At 53.3% G+C, this 347-nt stretch carries 1 protein-coding gene; it reads right to left on the reverse strand.

The window, feature by feature from the left end; translation table 11 throughout:
• Positions 1-347, reverse strand: a 347-nt coding sequence (locus AB843_RS25255; RefSeq protein ID WP_157384613.1) for a chlorophyll a/b-binding protein, incomplete at both ends; no start/stop codon positions are given.

Below are 347 nucleotides of genomic sequence, written 5' to 3' on the forward strand. Positions count from 1 at the left end.
AGGAGTTCGGGGAATACGCAACCAAGGGCACCAAGCATGGCCCATCTGCTGTGGATCACCTCTAGCTCACGGTTCTTTGCGAATGTTTCTGGGTCTGCTGAGAGTCCAGCAGTGTCCCAACCGTAATCACCCGGGAATTCACCTGTGAGGTATGATGGGGTTTGCTCTGAGAATGGGCCTAGGTACTTTGGACGGTCTGCACCGTACCAGATGCTCTCAGGAGCACTCTTGATAGTACGACGCATGGAGACACGACCACCATTACCACCGACCTTACGAACAAGCTCGTTCTGTGACTTGAAGACGGTCTTACCAGCAAATGCAGATTGTTGGATGGTGGAGGTGGC

It is taken from the genome of Nitratireductor soli (assembly GCF_001050155.1).
GTDB classification, from domain to species: domain Bacteria; phylum Pseudomonadota; class Alphaproteobacteria; order Rhizobiales; family Rhizobiaceae; genus Nitratireductor; species Nitratireductor soli.